Raw genomic sequence first — 21,389 nt, 5'->3', positions numbered from 1 at the left:
GGGGGGAAGCCGGATGTCCACACTGACTAGGCGCCTGTTGCGCGCATTCGGGCCCGCGATCCCGTCAGGGCACTTGGCCGAGGCGCTGCGGGCAGCCCTTGGGGCCATCGCGGCGCTGGCTATCCTTGGGGCGCTGGTGCATTTCGGTGGCGTTGACCTGCGGTTCGGGCTTTATCTGATTGCGCCGTTCGGGGCCTCATCGGTGCTGCTTTTCGCGGTGCCGAACAGCCCGCTGGCGCAACCCTGGTCGGCCGTTGTCGGCAACGGCTCGGCAGCCGTGATGGGCGTGCTGGCCTGCCTGCTGGTTGATGACCCGACCCTGCGCGTGGCGCTGGCCGTTGGCGCAGCGATCGCTGCGATGATCCTGTTGCGCGCTGTGCATCCCCCGGCGGGTGCAGTCGCCATGACGGCGGCGCTGAACCCCGATCAGATGGCTGAGCAGGGCCTTTGGTTCTCGGTGTCGCCGGTGATGCTGGGCACGGCGCTTCTGGTGGGGCTTGCCATGGCCTATGCGCGGCTTTCCGGCCGGCGCTATCCTTTCCGCCAGTTTGACGCGCCGAATGCTTTCGGCACCGATGACCCCGTGCCTGCCGAACGCCTTGGCCTCAGCGAGGCCGAACTGCAGGACATCCTTGATCGCTACCGCCAGTCGCTGAACCTCGGGGTCGAAGATCTGGCACGCCTGATCGGCGCGGCCGAGCTGCAGGCGGCAAGCCATCGCAGCGGGGCGGCCACTGCGGGCGAGATCATGTCGCGCAATCTGGTAACTGTCGGCCCCGATGCGCCGCTGTCAGAGGTAGCCGATCTGTTCCGCCGCCATGGGTTCACCTCCCTGCCGGTGGTGCAAGAGGGGGACAAGTTCCTTGGCGTGATCTTTCAGCTGCACCTGATCCGGCGCGCGCATGACGATGCCTTTCGGCTGGAACGCGGCTTCGGCCCCGCGATGGCACGGATGCTCGATCCCCGCCGCAGCACGCCGGTCCGCGCCGGAGAGGTGATGTCGGTCGCCATGCCGCGTGTGACACCCGATACGCCGGTTGCCGCGCTGCTGCCGATGATGGCCGAGGGAAGCTGCGATGCCGTGCCCGTGCTCACGCGCGGCCGGATCGTCGGCATCGTCACCCGCACCGATCTGATCGCAGCCCTCGCACGCCAAAGCCTGCGCGCGACGGACTGAGGGTGGGCCGACTGCGGCCACATGACAAGCCGCTTTCCATTTGGCCCGTTTTCGTGTATGCGCGCCCAATCTGTGACGTGAGGCCAGCCCCCGGCCGCATGCAAAGGATAGGGGGCGGCGGCAATGGGGCCGCAGACCAGGGGAGACACGGGATGGGCCCGTGGGTGCTCTCAGATAGGATGCTAGATGTTCAATATCACGAAAAAGTCGATCCAGTGGGGCAATGAGACGCTCACGCTGGAAACCGGCAAGGTTGCGCGCCAGGCGGATGGCTCGGTCATCGCCACGGTCGGCGAAACCTCGGTCATGGCCAACGTGACTTTTGCCAAGAAGGCAAAGCCGGGCCAGGACTTCTTCCCGCTGACCGTTCACTACCAAGAGAAATACTATGCCGCCGGCAAGATTCCGGGCGGCTTCTTCAAGCGCGAGGCGCGCCCCTCGGAAAAGGAAACGCTGGTTTCCCGTCTGATCGACCGTCCGTGCCGCCCGCTGTTCGTCGATGGCTTCAAGAACGAAGTTCTGGTCATGGCCACCGTTCTGTCCTGCGACCTCGTCAACGATCCCGATATCGTCGCGATGATCGCGGCCTCAGCCGCGCTGACCATCTCGGGTGTGCCCTTCATGGGGCCGATCGGGGCTGCGCGCGTGGGCTTTGCCAACGGCCAATATGTGCTGAACCCCAGCATGGATGACATGACGCAGCTGCGCATGAACCCCGAGCAGCGTCTGGATCTGGTCATCGCCGGCACCAAGACCGCCGTGATGATGGTGGAATCCGAGGCCTATGAGCTGACCGAAGAGGAAATGCTGGGCGCGGTCAAGTTCGGCCATGACGCGATGCAGCCGGTGATCGATCTGATCATCGACTTCGCCGAGGAATCGGCCAAGGAGCCCTTCGATTTCAGCGCGCCCGACATCTCGGACCTCTATGCCAAGGTGAAAGCCGCCGGTGAGGCGCAGATGCGTGCCGCTTTCGCCCTGCGCGACAAGCAAGAGCGCTCGAACGCGATCAGTGCTGCATCGGCTGCGATCGTAGCCTCGCTTTCCGAAGAAGATCAGGCCGACATCAACCTCGGCTCGGCGATCAAGAAGCTGGAAAGCGCGATCCTGCGCGGTGACATCATCAACGGTGGCGCCCGCATCGATGGCCGCGACAACAAGACCGTGCGTCCGATCATCTCGGAAACCGGCATTCTGCCGCGTGCCCACGGCTCGGCCCTGTTCACCCGTGGCGAGACGCAAGGCCTTGTGGTCACCACGCTGGGCACCGGCGAGGATGAGCAGATCATCGACGCGCTGAACGGCAACTACCGCTCGAACTTCCTGCTGCACTACAACTTCCCGCCCTATTCGGTCGGCGAAGTGGGCCGCGTGGGCTCGCCCGGTCGTCGTGAGATCGGCCATGGCAAGCTCGCATGGCGTGCGCTGCAGGCCGTGCTGCCGGCCCCGACCGACTTCCCCTACACTATCCGCGTAGTGTCGGAGATCACGGAATCGAACGGCTCGTCCTCGATGGCTTCGGTCTGCGGCGGCTCGCTGTCGATGATGGATGCAGGTGTGCCGCTGAAGGCGCCGGTTGCCGGTGTGGCCATGGGCCTGATCCTGGAAGATGACGGCAAATGGGCCGTGCTGACCGACATCCTGGGCGATGAGGATCACCTCGGCGACATGGACTTCAAGGTCGCGGGCACCGAGGCTGGCATCACCACGATGCAGATGGACATCAAGGTCGCAGGCATCACGCCCGAGATCATGGCGCAGGCGCTTGCCCAGGCTCGGGACGGCCGTCTGCACATTCTGGCCGAGATGAACAAGGCGCTGTCCGCCCCGCAGGGCTTCAGCGAATACGCGCCCAAGATCGAAACGCTGTCCATTCCGACCGACAAGATCCGCGAAGTGATCGGCTCGGGCGGCAAGGTCATCCGCGAGATCGTGGAAACGAGCGGCGCCAAGGTCGACATCAACGACGACGGCGTGATCAAGATCGCCTCGAACTCGGCTGAAGCGATCAAAAAGGCCTATGACATGATCTGGTCGATCGTGGCAGAGCCGGAAGAAGGCCAGATCTACACCGGCAAGGTGGTCAAGCTGGTCGATTTCGGCGCCTTCGTGAACTTCTTCGGCAAGCGCGATGGTCTGGTGCACGTCAGCCAGATCGCCAACAAGCGCCTGAACCACCCGAACGAGATCCTGAAAGAGGGTCAAGAGGTGAAGGTGAAGCTTCTGGGCTTCGACGACCGTGGCAAGGTGCGCCTTGGCATGAAGATGGTCGACCAGGAGACGGGTGAGGAAATCGCGCCCGAGAAGAAAGAAAAGGAAGAGGCCGCCGAAGGTTGATCCCTTCCGGTATCTGATACGAAGGCCCCGGTTTTCCGGGGCCTTTTCGTTTCACGCTTGCGTGACAGCCAAGGATATCTGTGGAAGTTTGGGCCGCATCTCCCTTTCTTTGTAAGGGAAATCATTCAGGGAGCCACCATGCCCTTGCCGTTGACGCGCCGCCATCTGCTGGCTGGTGCCGCCGCCCTTGCCCTTCCGCGCCCTGCGCTGGCCGAGAAACCCACGCTTGAGACCTGGGTCGTGCCACCGGAGCATCAGCCCGTCACCCTGCGATTGGCCGAGAGCTTCCCGGTCGGATCCATCCTCGTCGATCCCAACGTCTTTGCGCTGTACTTCATTCTTGAGCCTCAGGTCGCGCTGAAGTTCACGGTCGGGATCGCACGGGGCAATCTCTATGAATCCGGCCGCTTCTATCTGGGGGCAAAGAAGGAATGGCCGAGCTGGACCCCGACCAAAGAGATGATCGCCCGCGATCCGGGCCATTATGCCAAATGGGCCGACGGGATGCCCGGCGGTCCGACCAATCCGCTGGGCGCGCGAGCGCTTTATCTGTTTGACGAGGCGCGCGGCGATACCTTCCTGCGCATCCATGGCACGCCTGAACCTTGGACGATCGGCTCGGCAGTGTCGAACGGCTGTGTGCGGCTGGTGAACGAGCACATCATGATGCTGTACGAGCGGGCGCAACTGGGAACGCCGATCGTGCTCTATCCACGTTCGTCACCTGCATAGCTTGCATATGTAATAACATAACGATAAATCGGGCTGTCTGCAGAGGGAGCCCGCAATGACCGACTTACGTTTGCCCGTGACTGTGCTTTCCGGATTTCTGGGGGCTGGCAAGACCACGCTGCTGAACCACGTGCTGAACAATCGCGATGGCCGCCGGGTGGCAGTCATCGTCAACGACATGTCCGAAGTGAATATCGATGCCGACCTTCTGCGCGCAGGAACCAGACTGACCCGCAGCGAGGAAAAGCTGGTGGAACTGACCAACGGCTGCATCTGCTGCACCCTGAGGGACGACTTGCTGGCCGAAGTGCGCGGGCTGGCCAATGAGCGGCGCTTTGATCAATTATTGATCGAATCGACCGGCATTGCCGAGCCATTGCCGGTGGCCGCGACCTTCGCCTTTCGGGATGAGCAGGGGGCAAGCCTGTCGGACGTGGCGCGCCTCGACACCATGGTCACCGTCGTCGATGCCATGAATCTGATGGCCGACTACTCCAGCCAGGATTTTCTCAGCCAGCGCGGCGAGAGCCTTGGCCCCGACGATCCGCGGGCATTGGTCACGCTGTTGACCGATCAGATCGAATTCGCCGATGTCATCGTGCTGAACAAATGCCGTGACGCTGGTCCCGACCGTGTGGTGGCGGCGCGGGCGATCCTGCGGGCGCTTAATCCTGACGCGCAGGTGATCGAGACGGATCATGGCATCGTGCCGCCCGATGCCATCCTTGAGACCGGCCTTTTTGACTTTGATCGCGCCCATGAGCACCCTCTCTGGGCGAAAGAGCTGTACGGCTTTGCCCATCACACGCCGGAAACCGATGAATATGGGATATCGAGCTTTGTCTATCGCGCGCGCAGACCGTTCCATCCGGCAAAGATCCACGCGATCCTGAATGGCGATCTGCCCGGTGTCATCCGCGCCAAGGGGCATTTCTGGCTTGCCACGCAACCGGACTGGGTGGCGGAATACTCGCTGGCGGGGGCGGCCGCGACGGTTGTCCCGCTGGGTCGGTGGTGGGCGGCTGTTCCCAAGGCGCGTTGGCCCCGGCAAGACGGGATGCAGGCTGCAATCGCCGAACAGTGGCAAGACCCGTGGGGGGATCGTCGGCAAGAGCTGGTTTTCATCGGGCGGGGCATGGATGAGGCGGCCTTGCGGGCTACCCTCGATTCGGCCCTGATGCCAGCCGAGACGGAATGGCCAGTCGCACCTGATCTGCTTGCAGATCCGTTTCCCCAATGGCGGGCCGCATCGGTATGAAGCGGAACCTTGTGTCATCCCGCGCGCGCTGGCGCAGCGGGTGCCCGATGTCGCGCCATGATGCCCTGCCGCCCGCACTGCGGCGTTGGGTCATCCATGCCGCCCTGCCATGGAGCGCGCGGTCTGTCTTGCGTATCTGGACCCGTGCGCTGCAACAGGGCCAGTCCGAGGACGAGGCACTGGCGCGGCTGGACGCCGCCGAACGGGCCACGCTTCGCCGCGAGTCCTTCGGGTGCGCTTGAATGCAAAAGGCCCGTGGCGGGTGCCACGGGCCTTCTGTCATTGACGAAGCCAGGGAGGAGGAGGGCTTCGTCTTGTTCCGCCCCTCAGGGAGGAGGAGGAGGGGCAGGAAACCGGGGAATTACTTGCCGTAGGCCGCTTCATGGGCCAGTGCGGTGATCTCGAAACGCGAGATGCCCAGGTCAATCAGCTCACGGTCGGTCAGCGCGTTCAGCTCGTTCAGGGTCTGGCGATAGATCGCGCGGCGGGCCAGATTGGCCTTCAGCGAAGCCTTCACATTGCCCAGATAGTCGCCGAGCGAAAAGCGTGCGGTGCGGTTCGAAACTACGTATGCCATCTCAGTGCCTCATCATCATCGTCTTGGCGCGCTCATCATTCCTTCGCGCTGTTGACGCTAACATGGGGCAAATGCTGCGGATGCACAATCCGCCGGCGGGTTAATGCCGCCATGCAGAAACCGCATGGCTTTTCACAAACCGATAACGAAATCGTCAGCGCGCAGCCCCTGCGCAGCGAAAAACCCCACGCCAGCGGGCGCGGGGTTTCAGCAGGTGCAATGCTTTGAAGGTCTCAGCCGCGCGGGGCGCGGGCGAAGCGCAGATAGGGCAGGCGGATATCTAGATCGCCGTAGCGTTCAGCGGCCTGTTCGTTGTTCAGGCTCAGCGCCACGATCAAGTCCTGACCGGGTTGCCAGTTGGCGGGCGTAGCCAGTGGAACGCCGTCGGTGGCCTGCACGGCATCAAGCGCCCGCAGGATCTCGGCGAAGTTGCGCCCGACCGACATCGGATAGGTCATGGTCAACCGCACCTTCTTGTCCGGCCCCACGATATAGACGGTGCGCACCGTCGCGGTATGCGCAGGCGCGCGCCCCTCGGTCGGCAGGTAGTAGTCGGCCGGCAGCATGTCATAGGCTTTGGCCACAGTCAGGGCGGTGTCGTCGATGATCGGGAAATCTGCCGGCGCGCCACCAAAGGCCTCGATATCGCGCTTCCATTTGGCATGATCGTCAACCGAGTCGACCGAGACGCCGATTACTTTGGTATTGCGGCGCGCAAATTCGGGCACCAGTTGCGCAACGGCGCCAAATTCGGTGGTGCAAACCGGCGTGAAATCGCGCGGATGGCTGAACACGATGCCATAGCTGTCGCCCAGCCATTCGTGGAAGCGGATCTCGCCGGCGGTGGACTGTGCGGTGAAATCGGGGGCGATATCATTGATGCGAACAGACATGAACAGGCTCCTGCAAGGGTAAGTCAATGATCAAATAGTGGAAATCTGGCCGGGTTTCAGCCCCCAAGGCGCGTTGCCAAACAAATGAGGACACCGTTCCATCGCGCAGTCCCACAGGCGAACCGAAGCACCGTGGGGCCAGCCCTTGGCGCAAGTTCTTTCCCGCAAAGAGGCGGTCCTGCCGAACGTTCACCCCTTTGCGGGCGGCGCCAGATCAGGGAACGCACGCAGATAGCGGCGCAACTGCCGCCGGTAAGACAGCGTCGCGCGGGCCGTCTTGTTCCAGAGATCACGCCGGGGCGCGAGCCACGGTTTGCGGGGACCGTGGAAATGGATGATCGTGTCAGGCAAAGGCGCAAGTTCGTCAGCCTCGGCACCAAGCGCCCGGCTCAGGTCACGCTGCAAGCCCGCGCGCGCCCATGAGGCATTCCATGCCGGGTTAAGCAAATGGGTGCGGTTGGCGAAGATCGCATTCAGATGATCCTGATCCCCCATCGCGAAGGCCGAAGCGGCGCTGACATCCTCAAGCTGGTCAAGTAGGCCGGGGGTGGCGCGGATGCGGTCACAATCCAGAAGCAGGACGCCCGAGTTGAAATAGCGGGCAGGGTCGGTATAGGCGGCGATGCCGTCCACCCGCTCGACTGCCGCGGGGCGCAGCTTTCGCCCTCGTCCACGCTTGACCATCTGCTTTGCGGTCGGATCATCGCGCACCGCGCCAATCAGCGCACCGCCCAGATCGAGGTCGAACAAAGGCGCCACATCGCCCCGGATGATCGTGTCGCCATCCACATAAAGGATGCGTCCGGCCACATGGCGGGGCAGGAACAGCCGCCCCATGGCCGCAGCGGTGATGTAGGTGCTTTCCCAGCTGAACGCGCCCAACTCAGCCGCCCCGAGGGCCTTTGTGATCAACCGGCAGTCCGGCCGGATCGCGGCCACCCGGCTTACGGCCTGCCAGTCGGCCTCTGACAGGTCATCCCCCCAGAAATGTACTTCAGCCGGGCGGGAGAGGTGTTCGAGAAGGCTCCACATCGCCACCAGCGTGGGGCGCAGATAGCCGCGATCCGTGACGAAGGCGATCTTGACCGGATGGGAGACCATGGACACCAACTCCTGCACTCAGGTCCTGCTACTTGATTGTGGGTGGGCTTTGGCAAATGCCGCCTGATGGCGGCGCGCAAGCCGGGTGTTCCGCCAAAGCCACAGCTTTCGGGCGATGGCGTAGCGCGGCCCCCGTCGCACGGATTTGCTGCGCGAGACCGAGGCGTCGATCTCACTCGCCGCGCCAGAGGTGCCAAAGAGCGCCGGATTGACCGCAAGCCCGGTATCCGCCGCTGAAGCCCAGCACCGCAGCCATTGATCCACGGGCATATCGATGCGCTGAACGTCATGCACAAAAGCCGCTGCCCCCTCGCGCGACCAGAGGATCGCCGTCGTGGTCACGGGAAACAGATGGGCGCGCACCAGCAGATGGCCCGGCGCGACCGGGCCAAGACGCGAAGACACCTCGGGCGCTGCGCGTCCAAGGTTGGCTACATGCCAGACCTTGTCTGCCGACACTTTGGGCAGCGCATCAAGCAGTCCTGTCAGGACTGTGCCCGCATCAGGCGTAGCGATCGAGAGGTCATCCTCCAGCACCAGCCCATAGTCAGCGCCAGTTTGCAGAAACTGCCGCGCAGCCTCCAGATGGCTCAGGAAGCAGCCGATCTCGCCGCCGGTCAACTTGCGGCCAAAACTGCGCATTGCGGCAGCGGGATCGTAAAGCGGCAGATCCTCGGGGCGCTTGCCGCGGCCGTCAAAAGCGGGAAGGCGGCGAAAGGGGATGCCTGCGGCCTGCAGCGCCGCCGTCGCGCGGGTCAGGCGGGCATCGCTGCCATCAAGGTTGATCAACTGAACGTCCAGCCGGTTCATCCACCTGTCCTTTCGGGGTGGGGCCTTTCGAGAAACTCGATCGCGGCGCGGTCCTCGATCTCGTCGGCCTCAATCGCGGCGACCTTGCGCATGACGCGGCGCAGATGGTCGGCATCCGGAGTGGTCAGATTGGGGCCGCGCGCGATCTTGGCCCGCAACTCGGCATCGGACCGGGTGTAGTAATGGTTCAACTGGATGTGGTCGGCCGAATAGAAACGGGTCCCTTCACGCGAAGAGTTGGTGAACGCCTCACCCCGGTCATTGCAGGTGGTGGTGCCGCCGTCGGTCTCGATCTCATGCACCTTGAGGGCGGTGACATGGCAGGGGTCGACGATCATCTTGAAGTTCCGTAGGCCCTTGGCATCGCTCATCGGATCAGGATTGCGGCGGGTGTAGTTGCGCAGCACGCCCCCGGCGGGCGGCTCGATATGGCCGGACCGTCCGAACATATGCCAAGGCAGGCTGATGTTGCGGCAGCCTTCCAGATGGGCCAGCGCCTCTGGCAAGCTGTTGGCCTGCCTGGGGATCAGGAACTCGTCGACATCGATGAAGCTGAGCCAGCGATAGCGGCTGCCGAAATTGCGCACGGCATGGGCATAGGCCAGAACCTGATTGTGGATCTCCAGCCCGCGCCGGGCGTCGCGCAGCTTCTGGTCCCAGGGGATCACGCTGGCCTGCAGGCCAGCCGCCGAGAGGAGCGCCTCTGCCGTGCCATCAGTAGAGCCGTTGTCATAGGCGTGGATGTGCCGCACGCCCGCGCGCAGGTGGAACCGTGCCCATTCGCCGATATGCGGTGCCTCGTTCTTGACGATCAGCACCAGCGCCAGCCCGTGCCGGTCTGCCTGCGGCGTGGGCGGCTGCAGGGCAATCTTGGTGATCGAGCGGGAACGCTGCAGAAATCCGAACATGCGTCTTCCTAGCAGCACCGGCGGGCCTTGGCAAAAGCCTGTCGGCGGAAAACGGCTGTCAAATAATTTGATCAAATTATCGCGAATCGACTTGCCCGCTGCGGGGCGCCCGCTATGATCCCGCCCAACTCAAGGAGGACGACATGATCGAAAAGCGCGACTTCTATATCGACGGTGCCTGGGTCGCCCCGCTGGCGCCGCGCGACTGCCCGGTCATCGATCCCTCCACCGAAGAGGTCTGCGCCGTGATCTCGCTGGGCAGTGCTGCCGATTGCGACCGCGCGGTGGCTGCGGCCAAGGCGGCCTTCCCGACATGGGCCGCGACACCGCCGGCGACGCGTCGCATGTATGTGGAACGCATCCTCGACATCTATGAGCGCCGGAAGGAAGAGATGGCGCAGGCCATCAGCCTTGAGATGGGCGCCCCGATCGATCTGTCGCGCAACTCGCAGGCGCCGTGCCTGCCGTGGCACCTGCGGAACTTCCTGACGGCCTTCGACCATGTTGAATGGATCCGCCCGCTTGGTCCCCACGCGCCGAATGACCGCATCGCACTGGAGCCCATCGGGGTTGTGGGGCTGATCACGCCCTGGAACTGGCCGATGAACCAGGTGACGCTGAAGGTGATCCCGGCGCTGCTGGCGGGATGCCCCTGCGTGCTGAAGCCGTCAGAGGAATCGCCGCTTTCGTCGATGCTGTTTGCCGAGTTCGTGCATGAGGCAGGCGTTCCTGCCGGTGTCTTCAACCTTGTGAATGGCGACGGGGCGGGCGTGGGCACCCGTCTGTCAGAGCATCCGGATGTCGAGATGATCTCGTTCACAGGATCAACCCGTGCGGGGCGGGCGATTTCCAAGGCCGCGGCCGAGACGCTGAAGCGGGTGACGCTGGAACTGGGGGGCAAGGGCGCCAACCTGATCTTCGCCGATGCCGACGAAAAGGCGGTCGAGCGTGGCGTGCGTCACATGATGCAGAACTCGGGCCAGTCGTGCAACGCACCCTCGCGGATGCTGGTGGAACGCGCGGTCTATGATCAGGCGGTCGAAAAGGCCGCGCAGGTGGCAAGTTCCATCGCGGTTGGCCCGGCCTCGAAAGAAGGGCCGCACATCGGCCCGGTGGTGAACAAGCGCCAGTGGGAACAGATCCAGGGCTACATCCAGAAAGGGATCGACGAGGGCGCGCGCCTTGTCGCAGGCGGGCTTGGCCTGCCCGAGCATCTGAACCGCGGCTTCTATGTCAAACCCACCGTCTTTGCTGATGTGAAGCCCGGCATGACCATCGAGCGCGAAGAGATCTTTGGCCCGGTCCTGTCGATCATTCCCTTCGACACCGAGGAAGAGGCCGTGCGCATCGCCAATGACACGCCCTATGGCCTGACAAACTACGTCCAGAGCCAGGATGGCACCCGCCGCAACCGGCTGGCCCGTCAGCTGCGCGCTGGCATGATCGAGATGAACGGCAAATCGCGCGCTGCCGGCAGCCCTTTCGGCGGCATCAAGGCCTCGGGGCGCGCGCGAGAGGGCGGAACCTGGGGTATCGAGGAGTTCCTCGAGGTGAAGGCGATCTCGGGGTGGGACAGCGCGGCCGAGTGACGCGCCCCTGCCGGTTTAGACCAAGGTCGCAATGACCCTGCGCGCCTATGCGTTAGGGTGCTGCAACCCCAGCCGGATTTCCCCGCGCGAGGCCGTCGTAACAGGAGGTCCGCATGATCGTCGCAGAAACACGCGCCCACGCCGCCCGGATCGAGGCAGCATTGACAACCGGAGAGGCTGCGCGGTCGCCCATCGCGGCCTCATGGTCGCGGTCTGCACGAATGTACGGGCTGGACCCTGCAGCACGCAGCGCGCCCATGCGGATGACAGATGCCGAGTTCCGCCATGTCTCTGACCGGATGGAGCCCACCGTCCGGCTGGCGGCGCCGACGCTGGATCGGCTGTTCCGCGCGGTTGGCGGGCTTGGCACCTGTGTCGTGCTGTCGGACCGTGACGGCGTGCCGGTGGACCGTCGCGGCAACAGTGCCGAGGATCGCGATTTTGCCGATTGCGGGCTGTGGACCGGGACGATCTGGTCTGAGGCGCAGGCCGGTACCAATGCCATCGGCACCTGCATTGCCGAGGCACGCGCCGTGACCATCCAGCGCGACCAGCACTTTCTGTCGTCGAATACCCGGCTCAGTTGCACCTCGGCACCGATCCACGATGCCGAAGGTGCCCTGACGGCCGTGCTGGATGTCTCGACCGCGAATGCCGCCTGCACTGAGGCGGTGATGACGCTGATTGCCCATTCGGTGACCGAGGCTGCCCGACGGATCGAGGCGGACCTGTTTCGCGCCCGATTTGCCTCGGCCCGGATGTGGCTGGCGCCCGGTCTTGATCGCGGGGTCGGGGCGATCCTTGCCGTCGATGCGGATGAGTTGGTGATCGGAGCTACGCGCGCGGCACGCCAGCACTTTGGCTTGAAGGGCGATCTGGCGCGCAATCCGGTGCCCGCCGCCGATCTTCTCGGCCTTGCTGTACCCGATACGCTAGAGGATGGCGAACGCGCGGTAATCGCGCGTGCTCTGGCGCGGACCGGGGGAAATGCATCTGCCGCGGCGCGCAATCTCGGCATCAGCCGCGCCACGTTTCACCGCAAGCTTGGGGCACGGGCAACTGAAGGGCGCGACCTGTCTCAGAACTGAGACAGGTCTGCCTGACGACCCGCCGGCCCCGGGGTGACGGGAATCACCCAAGGCCACACAGTTTCTCTATCGGCCGCGAGGAGGCGGCCTGACAGGAGGAACCACCATGACCAAGCTTGAAACCTTCGACCTGAAGGCTGCCCCGTTCAAGACCCGCTATGAGAACTTCATCGGCGGCCAGTGGGTCGCGCCGAAGTCGGGGCAGTACATGCCCAACATCTCGCCCGTCACCGGTCAGGTGATCTGCGAGGTGGCACGTTCAAACGCCGCCGATGTCGAGGCCGCACTGGATGCCGCACATGCCGCGCGCCGTCGTTGGGGCACCACCTCGACCACCGAACGCTCGAACATCCTGCTGAAAATTGCTGACCGGATTGAAGCCAATCTTGAAGCCATCGCGATTGCCGAAACCTGGGATAACGGCAAGCCGCTGCGCGAGACGCTGGCCGCGGACATTCCGCTCGCCATCGACCACTTCCGCTATTTCGCCGGTGCGATCCGTGCGCAGGAAGGCTCGATCGGGCAGATCGACAACGACACCGTGGCCTATCACTTCCACGAACCTCTGGGCGTTGTCGGCCAGATCATTCCGTGGAACTTCCCGATCCTGATGGCGGCATGGAAGATTGCACCTGCACTGGCCGCGGGCAACTGCATCGTTCTGAAGCCGGCCGAGCAGACCCCGGCCTCGATCATGTACCTGATGCAATTCATCGAAGACCTGCTGCCGCCGGGTGTGCTGAATATCGTGAACGGCCTCGGTCTTGAAGCAGGTGCGCCACTCGCCGCGTCGACCCGCATCGCCAAGATCGCCTTCACGGGCTCCACACCGGTGGGCAAGTCGATCATGCGCGCCGCCGCCGACAACCTGACCAACATCACGCTGGAACTGGGTGGCAAGTCCCCCAACGTCTTCTTCGCCGATGTGATGGACGAGGATGACGAATTCCTGGACAAGGCGCTGGAGGGCTTTGCCCTGTTCGCGCTGAACCAGGGCGAGGTCTGCACCTGCCCGTCGCGCGCGCTGATCCATGAATCGATCTACGACCGCTTCATGGAAAAGGCCCTGAAGCGGGTTGAGGCGATCATCGCGGGCGACCCGCGTGCGACCAACACGATGATCGGTGCGCAAGCAAGCCAGGAGCAATACGACAAGATCTCTTCCTATCTGGAGATCGGCCGCAAGGAGGGCGCCAAGGTGCTGACCGGTGGTTCGGTGAACAAGTTCAACGGCGATATCGCCAATGGCTTCTACATCCAGCCCACCGTCTTTGAAGGCCACAACAAGATGCGGGTCTTCCAGGAGGAAATCTTCGGACCGGTCGTGTCGGTGACCACCTTCAAGACACTGGACGAGGCGCTTGAGATTGCCAACGACACCGTCTTCGGTCTCGGCGCCGGGGTATGGAGCCGCGACATGAACACCGCCTACCGCGCGGGCCGCGGGATCGAGGCGGGCCGCGTCTGGACCAACTGCTACCACGCCTATCCGGCTGGCGCGGCCTTCGGCGGCTACAAGCAGTCCGGAATCGGGCGTGAGACGCACAAGATGATGCTCGACCACTATCAGGAAACCAAAAACCTGCTGGTCAGCTACAACCCCAACAAGCTTGGCTTCTTCTGAGGCCATGCCCCGCCGGAAGGGCCTCCTCCCTTCCGGCCTCCTCCGGGCCAATCCCCGGGGTCACCGTACCTGATCCGCGCTTGAGGACATGACGGTGGCTCCGGGGGGCGGGCCCCCGCAACGGCCAAGGCCCCGCACATCCGGCGGGGCCTTGGCCATTTCGCGCCGATAGTTGCGGCTTCAGCCCTTTTTCAGGCAGCGATTTCCCAGCACTTCGGCAATCTGCACGGCGTTCAGAGCGGCGCCCTTGCGCAGGTTGTCGGACACGCACCAGAAGCTGATGCCATTCTCGACGGTCGAGTCCTGACGGATGCGGCTGACATAGGTTGCGTAATCGCCCACGCACTCGACGGGGGTGATGTAGCCACCGGCTTCACGCTTGTCGACGACGAGGATGCCCGGCGCCTCGCGCAGGATGTCTTGTGCTTCCTGCCAGTCGAGCGGCTCTTCGAACTCGACGTTCACAGCCTCGGAATGGCCGACGAAGACCGGCACGCGCACGCAGGTCGCGGTCAGCTTGATCGACTTGTCGAGGATCTTCTTCGTCTCGGCGACCATCTTCCATTCTTCCTTGGTCGAACCATCGTCGAGGAAGACGTCGATATGCGGGATGACGTTGAAGGCGATCTGCTTGGGATAGACCTTTGGGGCCACTTCCTGGCCGGGCACGAACATGCCCTTGGTCTGGTTCCACAGCTCGTCCATCGCCTCCTTGCCGGTGCCCGACACCGACTGGTAGGTGGCAACCACCACGCGCTTGATCTTGGCGCGGTCATGCAGCGGCTTCAGCGCCACCACCATCTGCGCGGTCGAGCAGTTGGGGTTTGCGATGATGTTGCGCTTGGTATAGCCGTCAACGGCGGCCGCGTTCACTTCCGGCACAACCAGCGGCACATCGGGGTCGTAGCGGTAGAGCGACGAGTTGTCGATGACCACGCAGCCCTGGCTTGCGGCCTTGGGCGCGTAAACCTTGGTCGCGTCCGATCCGATGGCGAAGAAGGCGATGTCCCAGCCGGTAAAGTCGAAATCGGCCAGGTCCTTGGTCTTCAAAGTCTTGTCGCCGAAGCTGACTTCAGTGCCCAGCGAGTTGCGCGATGCAAGCGCGACAATCTCGTCCACCGGAAACTCGCGTTCCGCGAGGATGTTCAGCATTTCCTTGCCCACGTTGCCCGTGGCGCCGACGACGGCGACTCTGTAGCCCATCGAGGACCTCCTTCTCTTCAGAGACGCTCGGCCCTTAGCGCAAACAGGCGCCAAGGAAAAGCACGATCAACGCCGGTGAACGATGCGCGGGTCGCGGGCTGACAGATCGGCCACGAATGCCGCCTCGCCATCGAAGTTATGGCCGACATCGGCCTTCGTCCGTGGGCCTGACAGCGACAGCGAGGCGAAGAAGTCAAAGCCATAAAGCCGCAGGCCCGCCATGCGTGAGGTCGCAAGAAGATCGATCATCATGATGCCGGTGGTGGGGCCGGTGCCGAGGTCGGCGCGCAGGCGTTGATACCGTGCGGGCGGATAGCGGAAGAAGCCCGGCGCCTGCAGGACATTCCAGCTGATCCGTTTGAACTTGGGCGACAGCCACAAGAGGCGCGGCTGCCCCAGCCGATCGAACTCATCAGGTGAAAGCCTGACGGCAAGCGCAAGCCAGTCTGTTCTGGTGCCATGTGACCGGGCCGAAGGCATCGGCGCGCTATTGATGCGGATGATCACATCGGCGCTGTCGATCTCGGCCCCGTAGTCTTGTTCGGCCAGCGCGCGGGCATTGCCGATCAGCGCCACCTGCTTGCCCTCAATCGTCTTCAGCAATTCGGCCTCGGTGACCGATGCGGCGGCGAAGGCGGCTTCATCGCCGCGCCATTTGGCGAACAGATACTGCAGGCGGTTCATCGGCGCATCCTTGCAGCAGTCAGCCGCGCCCGGAAGGCATCGGTATCCGCGGTGCCGCCCGGCCAGTCGAAGCGGACATAGTATTCACGGTCAAGCCAGGTCAGGAAAGCCGCGCGCAGTGCCGCGTCATAGCTCAGGGCTTCGGGTGCCGCGAAAAGCGCATTCAGCCCCTGCTGGCTTTCGGCATGATGCACAAGGCCCACCAGATTGAAGAAGGCGCGGCCCAGCGTGATCACCGGTTTGTCGTGAAAGAACGCCTGCAATCCCATCGAGGAGTTCAGCGTCACCACCCCTTGCGATGCGGCGACCTGCGCGAAACTGTCGGTCGCGTTGTCCAGCACCACGCGCCCATCTGCCAGCAGCGGGCCGATCAGCGGGGCCAGTGATTGCTTGGCCGAGGGGTGTTCCTTCAGCCGCAGATGCCATCCTTCCGGCAAGTGCCGTGCCGCTTGCTGCAGGGCCGCAAGAAAGCCTGCCATGCCGCCGCACCAGCCGGAAAACAGCGTCACCTGACTGTCATCGGGAACCTGAAGCGGGCAGAACAGGAAGGGCGTTTCAGGCAGGCTGCCGCCGCCCTGGCCGACATCGGCCCGGCGTGAAGCGCGGGCGGAAAGCCCCGCCGCAATCTGCCGCCAGTCGCCCGTCTCGACCGTTGCGGCATAGGCGCGAAAGACCTCCGGGTCCTGCGGGACCGAGCCTTCGGCGTTGACCCCCGTTGGATCGAGCGTGATGCGTCCGGGCAGGGGGGCAAGTTCGGCATAAAGCGTCGGTGCGCCTGCATCCTTTGCGCCTTGAATGAAGGCCATCCTTGATCCGGTCAGCCCATTCCATGCCACGGCGATCTGGTTTGGGTTCTGCCCGAAGTGCCGCCGCGACCAGTTGTATTGCCCGCGGATCAGCTGCCGTTTCAGCCAGCGAGAGACGGCCCCCTTTGGTTGGCGTTTTGCGCGCACAAGCGCCGCCTCGACACGCGCCGACGTCTCGGGCCAGTCGCGAAAGCTGAGCGGGATGACGCGCAAACGCCGTGCTTGCCCCTCGGCCTGCGCGAGCGCGGCAAAGATCGCCTCTTTGCGGGCGTCATATTCGGCTGGAAATACGATCATCGGTTCAGCGGGGCCGTTCGGCAGGAAGTGCCAGAGGCCCGAAGGTATGGCCAACGGGGGGAAAGGGAAAGCCCGGATCGCTGGTCTGCGCTAGTCGGTGCGGTCCCGCGAGGTCGCATAGATCGCGAGTGCCACGGCCAGCGTGATGGCCAGCAGCAGAAAGATCGCGGCATAGGGCGCCTCGGCCGGAGGGGTCGGGGTAGAAGCATGCAGGCGGCCCGTCACGAACTGCAGCACGCCCACCGATCCAATGCCAAAAAGGTTCAGCAGCGTCACCCCGCGCCCCACCAGATGTGCGGGCAGGAAGGCCCGGCCATGGGCAATCACCATCGGGAAGGACGATCCCGCAAAGCCGAACAGCACCAGGAGCGCCACGGTGACCCAACCACCCGCCAGCGGCATCGCCCACAGCAGCAGAAGCGTAGCAAGAACCACCGCATTGCCCGTAAGGATCAGGCGTTTGCGGCTGCGCAAAAGGCGCTCCATCGGGCCATAGGCAAAGCTGCCCGCCACCATGGCAAGGCCCATCATCAGCGTGACCTGCCCGATCTGATCGGCAGTCGCGCCAAAGACATCGGCGTAATAGGGGCCGACCCACAACCCACGCACGGCCGCGACAGGGGCATAGCACAGCGCCATCATCACGAAGATCGGCCAAAGCGACCGCAGGCGCAGAAGATCGAGCAAAGAGCCGCGCTGCGTGTGTTCCACCCGTGGCGGGTCGCGGACCAGAACCGCGATCAACGTGGCGATCAAGGCGGTAATGGCGGCCAGCCCCCAGACCGTCGGGCGCCAGCCAAAGGCATCGACCGCCGCCGTCAGCGGCAGGGAGGAGCCGATGTTGCCCAGATTGCCGATGCCGACCATCGCCCCGGCTAGCGTTCCGAAAACCGCAGGCGCAAAGCTGCGGGCAAAGATGAAATAGCCAGCCATCAGCACGGGCGAGCAGCCGATGCCGATCAGCACCATGGCAAGCTTGATGCCGAAGGGACCGCCCGCCAGCGCAAAGACCGCCGCGCCAAGAGCGCCGACCATCAGCAGCGCTGCAGCGGTCAGGCGGGGGCCCACGCGGTCAAGGGCGGCACCGACGGGTATCTGCATCGCTGCAAAGGCCAGAAACCACAGGCCTGAGGCTGCCGCGAGATCCGCGGCCGCAACGCCGATTTCCTGCTTCAGCACGGGCGAGAGCACGGCCAGAAAAGCACGATAGAACTGGCTCAGCACATAGGCTGCAAACAGGCAGGCAATTCCAATGCGCATCAGGCGGCCTTTGCAGTCCAGGGCGCCTCTCGGATCGGCAGGTGCACCAGCGCTGAAAAGGCCCCGACGCCCACCCCGATCCACCAGACCATCGTGTAGTCGCCGGTGATGTCATACATCTTGCCACCCAGCCAGACGCCGAGAAAGCCGCCGATCTGGTGCGACAGGAACACAAATCCGTAGAGCGTGCCCATATAGCGCAGACCGAAGATATGCGCGACCAGTCCCGAGGTCAGCGGAACGGTGGCAAGCCACAGCGACCCCATTGCAAGTGAGAACAGAAGCACGCTGGTCGGTGTCATCGGCAGCATGATGAAAAGCGCGGCCACAATGGTTCGGGCGGTGTAGATGCCAGCCAGCAGGTACTTTTTGGTGTATTTCTTGCCCAATGCGCCCGCCCAGATCGTGCCCACGATATTGGCAAGTCCGATCACCGCGATCGACATTGCGCCAAGCGCCGAGGTTGTGGTGATGCCAAGTGCGGCCAGCGGGCCGTTCGGATCGATGGGGCCGCACATCTCGGTCACGAAGGCCGGGAAGTGTGCGGTGATGAAGGCCAACTGATAGCCGCAGGAAAAGAAGCCCAGAAAGATCATGATATAGGATGGGTCGCTGAAGGCCTTTTTCAGCACCTCGCCCAGGCTTTCCTCAAGCTCTGCCCGGCTTGCCATCTGCGGAGAGCGCAGGAAGGGCAGGGCCAGCAGCGAGCAGAGGATAATCCCGGCAAAGATCATGAACACTTCCTGCCAGCTGAAGCTCTGCAGCAGAAACTCGGCCAAAGGCGCGCCGACAACCTGACCGGCCGAGCCTGCGGCCGTTGCGATGCCAAGCGCCAGCGACCGGTTCTCGGCCGAGCTTGCGCGGCCCACCACCGCAAGCACGACGCCGAAACCGGTGCCCGCGATGCCGAAGCCCACGATCACCTCAAGCAGTTGCATCTGCGCAGGCGTCGTGGCCCAGGCGGTCATGAAAAGCCCCGCCGCGTACATCAGCGCCCCCAGCACGATGGCCTTGCGGTCGCCAAAACGCTCGGCCACGGCGCCGAACAGCGGCTGCCCGATCCCCCAGGCAAGGTTCTGGATGGCGATGGCCAGCGAAAACTCGGCCCGCGGCCAGCCGAATTCCTCGGCGATTGGCAGCTGGAATACCCCGAAGCTTGCCCTGAGGGCAAAGTTCAGAAGCAGGATCGCACATCCCGCAATCAGAACGGGTGTGAACAGTCTGGCTTGGGTCATGGCGCGCTCCTGCTGACCGGCGAAAGGTGCGGCGACGGTGCGGCGGGGTCAATTTGATTTTTGTGATCCATACAATGATCAATTTTGATGCAACTCTGGGGGCTGTCTGCCCGGTTGGTGGCGCGATCCAAACCGGTGTGAAACGGCGCTTGCAGCGGATTTGCAGCCGCGCGATGGTAGCGCAAACGAATTGGAGGCAGGCATGAGCGATTGGTGGCGCGGCGCGGTGGTCTATCAGATCTACCCCCGCTCGTTTCAGGACAGCGACGGGGACGGGATCGGCGATCTGAAGGGCATCATTGCGCGACTTGATCATGTCGCCTCGCTTGGCGTGGATGCGATCTGGCTGTCGCCTGTCTTTACCAGTCCGATGGCCGACATGGGGTATGACGTCTCGGATTACTGCGACATCGACCCGCTGTTCGGCACGCTTGCGGATTTTGACGCCCTCGTCACCCGCGCGCATGAGCTTGGCCTCAAGGTGATCATCGACCAGGTGCTGAGCCATTCCTCCGACCAGCACCCGTATTTCATCGAAAGCCGGAAAAGCCGCAAGAACCCCAAGGCCGACTGGTATGTCTGGGCCGATGCCAAGCCCGATGGCAGCCCGCCGAACAACTGGGTCTCTGTCTTTGGCGGCAGCGCCTGGGAATGGGATTCGCGCCGTCGCCAGTATTACCTGCACAACTTTCTGGCCAGCCAGCCGGACTTCAACTTTCATAACCCGGACGTGCAGGACTGGCTCTTGGGCACGATGCGCTTCTGGCTTGAGCGCGGGGTGGATGGCTTCCGACTGGATACGGTGAACTTCTATTTCCACGACGCGCGACTGCGCGACAACGGGCCTGAGCTTCGCGAGGAGAACGAGCCTGCCGTCAATCCCTATGAGATGCAGGACCACGAATATTCCAAGTGCCGGCCCGAGAACCTGCCATTCCTCGAACGCATGCGGGCACTTCTGGACGAATTCGACGACCGCACCATGGTCGGCGAGGTGGGCGAAGGCCCGCGCCGCGCGCTGAAGGTGATGGAGGAGTATACCAGCGGAAAACGCCTGCACATGGCCTACAGTTTTGACATGCTGGGGCCGAAGTTCACGCCCGAGCATTTCCGCAGCCGGATCGAGGGGTTCTTTACGGCGGCCCCGGACAGCTGCCCGATGTGGGCCTTTTCCAATCACGACGTGATCCGCCATGTGACCCGGTGGGAAAAGTTCGGGCCGCAGGATGATGTGGCGAAACTCGCCGCGGCGATGCTTCTGGCCTTTGAGGGGACGATCTGCCTCTATCAGGGGGAAGAACTTGGCCAGACCGAGACCGACATCGAGTACCACGAACTGACCGATCCGCCGGGTATCCGCTTCTGGCCCGACTACAAGGGCCGCGACGGATGTCGCACCCCGATGGTCTGGGATGCGAGCGCACAAGGCGGGTTCACCACGGGCACCCCCTGGTTGCCTGTCAAGGCACCGCAACTGGCGCGCAATGTTGCCGCGCAAGAGGTGCCGGGATCGGTGCTGGAGGCCTATCGGTCCCTGCTGGCCTGGCGCAAGACCTCGGCTCTGCTGGACGGCCGCAGCACGTTCTTTGACGTGACGCCGCCGGTGCTGGCCTTCCGGCGCGATGCCGGCGCGACGTCGGTGCTGTGCGTATTCAACCTGTCCGACACTGCGGTCACGGTGCCGGTAAAAGGGTTGGACGCGCTTGACGGGCCATCTTCGGGTGCCGCGCTGAAGGCGGGCAAGCTGACGCTTGCGCCCTGTGGTTGGGCATGGAGCCGCGCGAGCGCCTTGGCCAGCGCGGGCTAGCGC

Annotated in this window: 19 protein-coding genes; 9 read left to right on the top strand and 10 right to left on the bottom strand. The window is 63.8% G+C overall.

What is annotated here, in order from left to right; all coding sequences use genetic code 11:
- Positions 1-13 precede the first annotated feature (13 nt).
- The 5 genes from FQU74_RS16055 (at position 14) to FQU74_RS16035 (ending at position 5,746) form a co-directional block, all read left to right on the top strand.
- Entirely contained in the window at positions 14-1,177 is a 1,164-nt protein-coding gene (locus FQU74_RS16055) for an HPP family protein (protein WP_146287498.1), read from the top strand.
- A 186-nt stretch (positions 1,178-1,363) separates the two neighbouring features.
- On the top strand, positions 1,364-3,514 hold the full coding sequence (gene pnp, locus FQU74_RS16050) for a polyribonucleotide nucleotidyltransferase (protein ID WP_146287497.1): 2,151 nt from the start codon (positions 1,364-1,366) through the stop codon (positions 3,512-3,514).
- A 138-nt stretch (positions 3,515-3,652) separates the two neighbouring features.
- Entirely contained in the window at positions 3,653-4,246 is a 594-nt protein-coding gene (locus FQU74_RS16045) for a L,D-transpeptidase (RefSeq protein WP_146287496.1), read from the top strand.
- A gap of 55 nt (positions 4,247-4,301) precedes the next feature.
- The gene (locus FQU74_RS16040; protein WP_146287495.1) at positions 4,302-5,504 is read left to right on the top strand and encodes a GTP-binding protein; all 1,203 of its coding nucleotides are present in this window, start codon (positions 4,302-4,304) and stop codon (positions 5,502-5,504) included.
- Positions 5,483-5,746 (top strand): DUF6525 family protein, encoded by a 264-nt coding sequence (locus FQU74_RS16035; RefSeq protein WP_241659881.1) that lies wholly within the window; start codon positions 5,483-5,485, stop codon positions 5,744-5,746. Before FQU74_RS16040 ends, FQU74_RS16035 begins: the two co-directional genes overlap by 22 nt.
- A gap of 119 nt (positions 5,747-5,865) precedes the next feature.
- On the opposite strand, the gene FQU74_RS16030 is transcribed toward FQU74_RS16035, so the two are convergent.
- The 5 genes from FQU74_RS16030 to FQU74_RS16010 form a co-directional block, all read right to left on the bottom strand.
- Positions 5,866-6,081, bottom strand: a complete 216-nt coding sequence (locus tag FQU74_RS16030) for a DUF1127 domain-containing protein (protein ID WP_146287493.1) — start codon at positions 6,079-6,081, stop codon at positions 5,866-5,868.
- Positions 6,082-6,314: 233 nt separating this feature from the next.
- Entirely contained in the window at positions 6,315-6,974 is a 660-nt protein-coding gene (locus FQU74_RS16025) for a peroxiredoxin (protein WP_146287492.1), read from the bottom strand.
- A 189-nt stretch (positions 6,975-7,163) separates the two neighbouring features.
- Positions 7,164-8,075 (bottom strand): glycosyltransferase family 8 protein, encoded by a 912-nt coding sequence (locus FQU74_RS16020; protein ID WP_146287491.1) that lies wholly within the window; start codon positions 8,073-8,075, stop codon positions 7,164-7,166.
- A gap of 18 nt (positions 8,076-8,093) precedes the next feature.
- Complete coding sequence (locus FQU74_RS16015) at positions 8,094-8,885, bottom strand: glycosyltransferase family 25 protein (RefSeq protein WP_146287490.1); 792 nt, start codon at positions 8,883-8,885, stop codon at positions 8,094-8,096.
- A complete protein-coding gene (locus tag FQU74_RS16010) occupies positions 8,882-9,793 on the bottom strand; it encodes a glycosyltransferase family 92 protein (protein ID WP_146287489.1) in 912 nt (303 codons plus the stop codon). The genes FQU74_RS16015 and FQU74_RS16010 overlap by 4 nt, the downstream gene beginning before the upstream one ends.
- 143 nt (positions 9,794-9,936) lie before the next feature.
- On the opposite strand from FQU74_RS16010, the gene FQU74_RS16005 reads away from it, so the two are divergent.
- The 3 genes from FQU74_RS16005 to exaC all read left to right on the top strand — a co-directional run bounded on the left by FQU74_RS16005 (position 9,937) and on the right by exaC (position 14,094).
- Positions 9,937-11,382: an aldehyde dehydrogenase family protein gene (locus tag FQU74_RS16005; RefSeq protein ID WP_146287488.1), complete on the top strand. Its 1,446-nt coding sequence runs from the start codon at positions 9,937-9,939 to the stop codon at positions 11,380-11,382.
- 113 nt (positions 11,383-11,495) lie between these two features.
- Positions 11,496-12,470 carry a helix-turn-helix domain-containing protein gene (locus FQU74_RS16000; protein WP_146287487.1) on the top strand — a complete coding sequence of 325 codons (975 nt, stop codon included), beginning with the start codon at positions 11,496-11,498 and terminating at the stop codon, positions 12,468-12,470.
- A gap of 106 nt (positions 12,471-12,576) precedes the next feature.
- Positions 12,577-14,094, top strand: a complete 1,518-nt coding sequence (gene exaC, locus FQU74_RS15995) for an acetaldehyde dehydrogenase ExaC (protein ID WP_146287486.1) — start codon at positions 12,577-12,579, stop codon at positions 14,092-14,094.
- 180 nt (positions 14,095-14,274) lie between these two features.
- Here exaC and FQU74_RS15990 read toward each other — a convergent pair whose 3' ends face one another.
- From FQU74_RS15990 to FQU74_RS15970, 5 genes are all read right to left on the bottom strand, one after another.
- On the bottom strand, positions 14,275-15,297 hold the full coding sequence (locus tag FQU74_RS15990; protein ID WP_146287485.1) for an aspartate-semialdehyde dehydrogenase: 1,023 nt from the start codon (positions 15,295-15,297) through the stop codon (positions 14,275-14,277).
- Positions 15,298-15,363: 66 nt separating this feature from the next.
- Positions 15,364-15,981: a glycosyltransferase family 29 protein gene (locus FQU74_RS15985; RefSeq protein WP_146287484.1), complete on the bottom strand. Its 618-nt coding sequence runs from the start codon at positions 15,979-15,981 to the stop codon at positions 15,364-15,366.
- Positions 15,978-17,084 (bottom strand): capsular polysaccharide export protein, LipB/KpsS family, encoded by a 1,107-nt coding sequence (locus FQU74_RS15980; RefSeq protein WP_146287483.1) that lies wholly within the window; start codon positions 17,082-17,084, stop codon positions 15,978-15,980. The genes FQU74_RS15985 and FQU74_RS15980 overlap by 4 nt, the downstream gene beginning before the upstream one ends.
- A 90-nt stretch (positions 17,085-17,174) precedes the next feature.
- Positions 17,175-18,344 carry an MFS transporter gene (locus tag FQU74_RS15975; RefSeq protein WP_146287482.1) on the bottom strand — a complete coding sequence of 390 codons (1,170 nt, stop codon included), beginning with the start codon at positions 18,342-18,344 and terminating at the stop codon, positions 17,175-17,177.
- Entirely contained in the window at positions 18,344-19,579 is a 1,236-nt protein-coding gene (locus FQU74_RS15970) for an MFS transporter (RefSeq protein ID WP_146287481.1), read from the bottom strand. Before FQU74_RS15970 ends, FQU74_RS15975 begins: the two co-directional genes overlap by 1 nt.
- Before the next feature lie 202 nt (positions 19,580-19,781).
- Between FQU74_RS15970 and FQU74_RS15965 the strand changes: the two genes are divergently transcribed.
- Positions 19,782-21,386, top strand: coding sequence for an alpha-glucosidase (locus tag FQU74_RS15965; protein ID WP_146287480.1), 1,605 nt, complete (start codon positions 19,782-19,784; stop codon positions 21,384-21,386).
- Positions 21,387-21,389 lie beyond the last annotated feature (3 nt).

Origin of the sequence: Gemmobacter aquaticus, from assembly GCF_007859075.1 — a bacterium.
GTDB lineage: Bacteria > Pseudomonadota > Alphaproteobacteria > Rhodobacterales > Rhodobacteraceae > Gemmobacter > Gemmobacter aquaticus.
Note: the sequence above shows the minus strand (reverse complement) of the source record. Positions and strands in the feature narration are given on the sequence as shown.

Coding starts and splice junctions, on each gene's coding strand:
- FQU74_RS16055 (WP_146287498.1), top strand. CDS start 14: ATGTCCACACTGACTAGGCGCCTGTTGCGCGCATTCGGGCCCGCGATC.
- pnp (WP_146287497.1), top strand. CDS start 1,364: ATGTTCAATATCACGAAAAAGTCGATCCAGTGGGGCAATGAGACGCTC.
- FQU74_RS16045 (WP_146287496.1), top strand. CDS start 3,653: ATGCCCTTGCCGTTGACGCGCCGCCATCTGCTGGCTGGTGCCGCCGCC.
- FQU74_RS16040 (WP_146287495.1), top strand. CDS start 4,302: ATGACCGACTTACGTTTGCCCGTGACTGTGCTTTCCGGATTTCTGGGG.
- FQU74_RS16035 (WP_241659881.1), top strand. CDS start 5,483: ATGGCGGGCCGCATCGGTATGAAGCGGAACCTTGTGTCATCCCGCGCG.
- FQU74_RS16030 (WP_146287493.1), bottom strand. CDS start 6,081: ATGGCATACGTAGTTTCGAACCGCACCGCACGCTTTTCGCTCGGCGAC.
- FQU74_RS16025 (WP_146287492.1), bottom strand. CDS start 6,974: ATGTCTGTTCGCATCAATGATATCGCCCCCGATTTCACCGCACAGTCC.
- FQU74_RS16020 (WP_146287491.1), bottom strand. CDS start 8,075: ATGGTCTCCCATCCGGTCAAGATCGCCTTCGTCACGGATCGCGGCTAT.
- FQU74_RS16015 (WP_146287490.1), bottom strand. CDS start 8,885: ATGAACCGGCTGGACGTTCAGTTGATCAACCTTGATGGCAGCGATGCC.
- FQU74_RS16010 (WP_146287489.1), bottom strand. CDS start 9,793: ATGTTCGGATTTCTGCAGCGTTCCCGCTCGATCACCAAGATTGCCCTG.
- FQU74_RS16005 (WP_146287488.1), top strand. CDS start 9,937: ATGATCGAAAAGCGCGACTTCTATATCGACGGTGCCTGGGTCGCCCCG.
- FQU74_RS16000 (WP_146287487.1), top strand. CDS start 11,496: ATGATCGTCGCAGAAACACGCGCCCACGCCGCCCGGATCGAGGCAGCA.
- exaC (WP_146287486.1), top strand. CDS start 12,577: ATGACCAAGCTTGAAACCTTCGACCTGAAGGCTGCCCCGTTCAAGACC.
- FQU74_RS15990 (WP_146287485.1), bottom strand. CDS start 15,297: ATGGGCTACAGAGTCGCCGTCGTCGGCGCCACGGGCAACGTGGGCAAG.
- FQU74_RS15985 (WP_146287484.1), bottom strand. CDS start 15,981: ATGAACCGCCTGCAGTATCTGTTCGCCAAATGGCGCGGCGATGAAGCC.
- FQU74_RS15980 (WP_146287483.1), bottom strand. CDS start 17,084: ATGATCGTATTTCCAGCCGAATATGACGCCCGCAAAGAGGCGATCTTT.
- FQU74_RS15975 (WP_146287482.1), bottom strand. CDS start 18,344: ATGCGCATTGGAATTGCCTGCCTGTTTGCAGCCTATGTGCTGAGCCAG.
- FQU74_RS15970 (WP_146287481.1), bottom strand. CDS start 19,579: ATGACCCAAGCCAGACTGTTCACACCCGTTCTGATTGCGGGATGTGCG.
- FQU74_RS15965 (WP_146287480.1), top strand. CDS start 19,782: ATGAGCGATTGGTGGCGCGGCGCGGTGGTCTATCAGATCTACCCCCGC.